Below are 3,524 nucleotides of genomic sequence, written 5' to 3' on the forward strand. Positions count from 1 at the left end.
ACGCCACCATCATCCCCTGGGTGTTGGGTAGTGATGGCCGGGTCCTCGACGCCGGCCGCGACAGCAGGTTCTTCCAACCCATCCAGCGCAAAGCACTCCGGCTCCAGCAGAAGTGCTGCCAAGCCGAAGGCTGCGACATGCCACCAGAATGGTGCGACGCCCACCACCTGACCGCCTGGGCACTGGGCGGAAAGACAGACCTCAAAGACGGGGTGCTGCTCTGCCCACACCACCACCGGCTAGCCCATGCCCCCGGTTACACCCACGAGCGATTGCCGGACGGGACGATCCGGTTCACCCGACGTCCCTAATGGGGGTGCATCGCTCCGGTTTGGGCCAGAGTGGTGTCCGAGTCCGCCGGTGGGTGAGCACTGTTGTCGCCCCGGGCCCGCGAGGTCTAGGTCTAGATCGTGCCCCCGCCGGTGAACGAGGAGGTGTTGATGGCTGCTGGGATAACGCGCCCCGCACTTGCGGTGAGCACTGAACCATTAGGTCGCCTGCGAGCCTCTTCCGGACGATCCGGTGCGAGCGAGGAGGACGGGACGGGTGCTGTTCTTGGGTGATGACTGGGCTGAGGCCCATCACGACATCGAACTCCAAGACGCGCAGGGGCGCGTGTTGAAGCGGCGTCGGCTGCTCGAGGGGGTGAACGGGTTGAGCCAGCTCCATGCGCTGATCGCCGATATTTTGAGAGGGAGTGGAGGATCTCGTCCGGCGTCTTGGTCCAGGCGAACGGGCGGGGGTTCTGGTTCCAGGTCGCGATCCAGTCGCGGATGTCGGCTCCGAGTGCTTGGACGCTGGTGTGGACGCCGCGGCGGATGAGTTGGTCGGTGTCTGCCCCACTGGTGTGGATATCTCCCCGTGCCGGCAGAACTGTCCATGGTCCGGAGGGTATCGAGGATCCGTCCGAGTGGAGACTGTGCCGATGAGTGAGAGACTCGCGTCCCGCTGCCCCGCCATCCCGCTGCCCCGCCATCCCGCCGCCTCGCCATCCCGCCGCCTCGCTACCCCGCCGCCTCGCCATCCCGCCGCCTCGCCATCCCGCCGCCTCGCCATCCCGCCGCCTCGCTACCCCGGCGCCTTCACTACCCCGGCGTCCGGCGAGTATCAGGCGGCCGCGGCGCCCCAGACGACCTCGGCATCGAGGTCGGCCAGGGCACCCCGGTCGACTCGGCGTCGAGGTCGGAGAGGGACCTGGCGAGGGCGGCCAGTCTTCGGGAGCCTCCACCAGAGGGAGGTCTCGATGGACGGCGCGATCCTCGCGGTGGCCGCCACCGACAGAGCTCGACCACCGGGCAGAGGACCTTGTGAACGCTTCACAAGCTGTCCTCGGCTTGTGCAGGCGCCACGGACACCCTGCCCAACAGCCCGAGACTCTCGACAAAACTCGATACATCGCCTTGACCCCGGGGACCGGCGAGAACACCTGCTTTGCGCCGACTTACGCTGGTCCGGTGAAGGTTTTGGTGACGGGCGGAGTGCGGTCGGGGAAGTCGCGGCATGCGGAGTCGTTGCTCGCGGGGTTGTCGTCGGTGGCGTACGTCGCGCCTGGGCCGACACTCGAGGAGGATCCAGATCCTGACTGGGCTGCTCGCCTGGCTTCGCATCGGGCACAGCGGCCATCGTCGTGGCATACGGTCGAGACGCGGGATCTTGCCGGGGCATTGACAGGTGGGCTGGCCCCCGATCGGACCGGGGATGCCGGCGCAGTCGGGGAAACCGCCGCAGCCAGAGATGCCAGCGCTGTCGGAGATACCAGCGCAGCCGGAGATACCAGCGCAGCCAGGGATACCGGCGTGATCGTCGACTGCCTCGGTACGTGGCTCACGGGTGTCATGGACGCTCACGGCCTCTGGGAGACGTCGACGGACGAGGCTACGGCGGTGGTCTCGGGGTTGGTCGACGACGCTGCGGCGGCGCTCGGCCGCCGACACGGCGATGTGGTGCTGGTGACCAACGAGGTCGGGCTCGGGGTCGTGCCCGCACATCGCTCCGGCCGACTCTTCCGAGACCTGCTCGGCATGGTCAACCAGCGGATGGCCGAGGCCTGCGACGAGGTGCATCTGGTCATCGCAGGTCGGGTGCTGAAGCTCTGACGGTGTCCAAGCCGGCGAGCCAGTCGAGACGCCGGGACCGCTAGCCCGTCGAGCCCGCTAGCCCGTCGAACCCGCTAGCCCGTCGAACCCGCTGAACCGCCCCGGTATGTCCGGAGACTTCATTAGTTGGAGGATGAAGTCATGGCACGTCCCAGTAAGTACCCCCGTGAGCTTCGTGAGCGTGCAGTCCGGGCGGTCACCGAGTCGATGGAGGAGGGGAGGTATCCCTCTGAGTTCGATGCGATCCGCTCGATCGCGGGCAAACTCGGGATCGGGTCGCCCGAGACGCTGCGCAAGTGGGTCCGTCAGGCCGAGGTCGATGGCGGCACCCGGCCAGGAAAGACGACCCAGGAGTTGGCTGAGATTCGTGAGCTGAAGAAGGAAGTGGCCGAGTTGCGGCGGGCGAACGAGATCTTGAAGTCTGCCTCGGCTTTCTTCGCGGCGGAGCTCGACCGCCCACACAGGTACTGACCGCGTTCATCGACGAGCATCTCGAGGAGTTCGGGGTCGAGCCGATCTGTCGCGTGCTGAAAGAGCATGGGATCAAGATCGCCCCGTCTACCTACTACGAGGCACGCGAGCGTAAGCCGTCGAAGCGATCGCTGCGTGATGCCGAGGTCGTCGAACTGATCAGGGCAGCGCGAGGAGAACGGTTCATCGCCCGGTTCGGTGCCCGCAAGATGTGGCTGTACCTGCGCCGGCAGGGCCACGACGTGGCCCGGTGCACGATCGAGCGACTGATGACAGCAAATGGCTGGCAGGGCGCGTTGCGGGGCAAACGTGTGCGGACCACGATCCCGGATCCGCGTGATGCCCGGGCAGCTGATCTGGTCGACCGCAACTTCACCGCGGCCGCTCCGAACCAGCTGTGGGTCGCGGACTTCACCTACGTTCCGACCTGGTCGGGCACTGTGTATGTGGCCTTCATCTTCGACGTGTTCTCCCGCAGGATCCTGGGCTGGCGCGCCGCGACCACCATGACCACCGAACTTGTCTTGGACACCCTTGAGCATGGCATCTGGACCCGCCGCCAGGCCGGTGTGAGCAACCTGTCCGGACTGGTCCACCACAACGACGCCGGCAGCCAGTACACCTCCTTCGCGTTCACCTCACGCCTGATCGAGGCCGGCGTGGACGCCTCGGTCGGTTCGGTGGGCGATGCCTACGACAACGCGATGGCCGAATCCCAGATCGGTGTCTACAAGACCGAGCTCATCCGCCCCGAAGGGCCATGGCGCGACGTCGAGCACGTCGAGATCGAGACCCTGCACTGGGTCCACTGGTTCAACCACGAGCGCACCCACGGATCAATCGATGACCTCACACCCATCGAGATCGAGAACGCGCACTACGCTGCAAGAAACCGTCTCGTCCCGACCGGGTAGAGACACCATCAGAAGTGTCCGGAAACCCCGGGGCGGTTCACGC

The 3,524-nt window shown here is 66.4% G+C and carries 3 protein-coding genes and 1 other annotated feature; all 3 genes read left to right on the forward strand.

The genetic code is table 11. The features are described from left to right. Window positions 1–311, forward strand: a 311-nt coding sequence (locus tag ACRDPS_RS06970) for an HNH endonuclease signature motif containing protein (protein WP_431500897.1), incomplete at its 5' end; no start/stop codon positions are given. Between the two features lie 1,155 nt (window positions 312–1,466). Beyond that, complete coding sequence (locus tag ACRDPS_RS06975) at window positions 1,467–2,096, forward strand: bifunctional adenosylcobinamide kinase/adenosylcobinamide-phosphate guanylyltransferase (protein WP_431500899.1); 630 nt, start codon at window positions 1,467–1,469, stop codon at window positions 2,094–2,096. Between the two features lie 141 nt (window positions 2,097–2,237). Next, window positions 2,238–3,481, forward strand: a protein-coding gene (locus ACRDPS_RS06980) for an IS3 family transposase (RefSeq protein ID WP_431500898.1) whose coding sequence is annotated in 2 segments (ribosomal slippage) — window positions 2,238–2,526 and window positions 2,526–3,481 — 1,245 coding nt in all. Because the reading frame shifts where the segments join, the coding sequence is not laid out codon by codon here. After that, window positions 2,525–2,653 (forward strand) — a sequence feature (AL1L pseudoknot). (Overlaps the previous gene by 129 nt.) Window positions 3,482–3,524: the final 43 nt, after the last annotated feature.

Origin of the sequence: Nocardioides sp., assembly GCF_050699375.1 — a bacterium.
Classification (GTDB): Bacteria; Actinomycetota; Actinomycetes; order Propionibacteriales; family Nocardioidaceae; genus Nocardioides.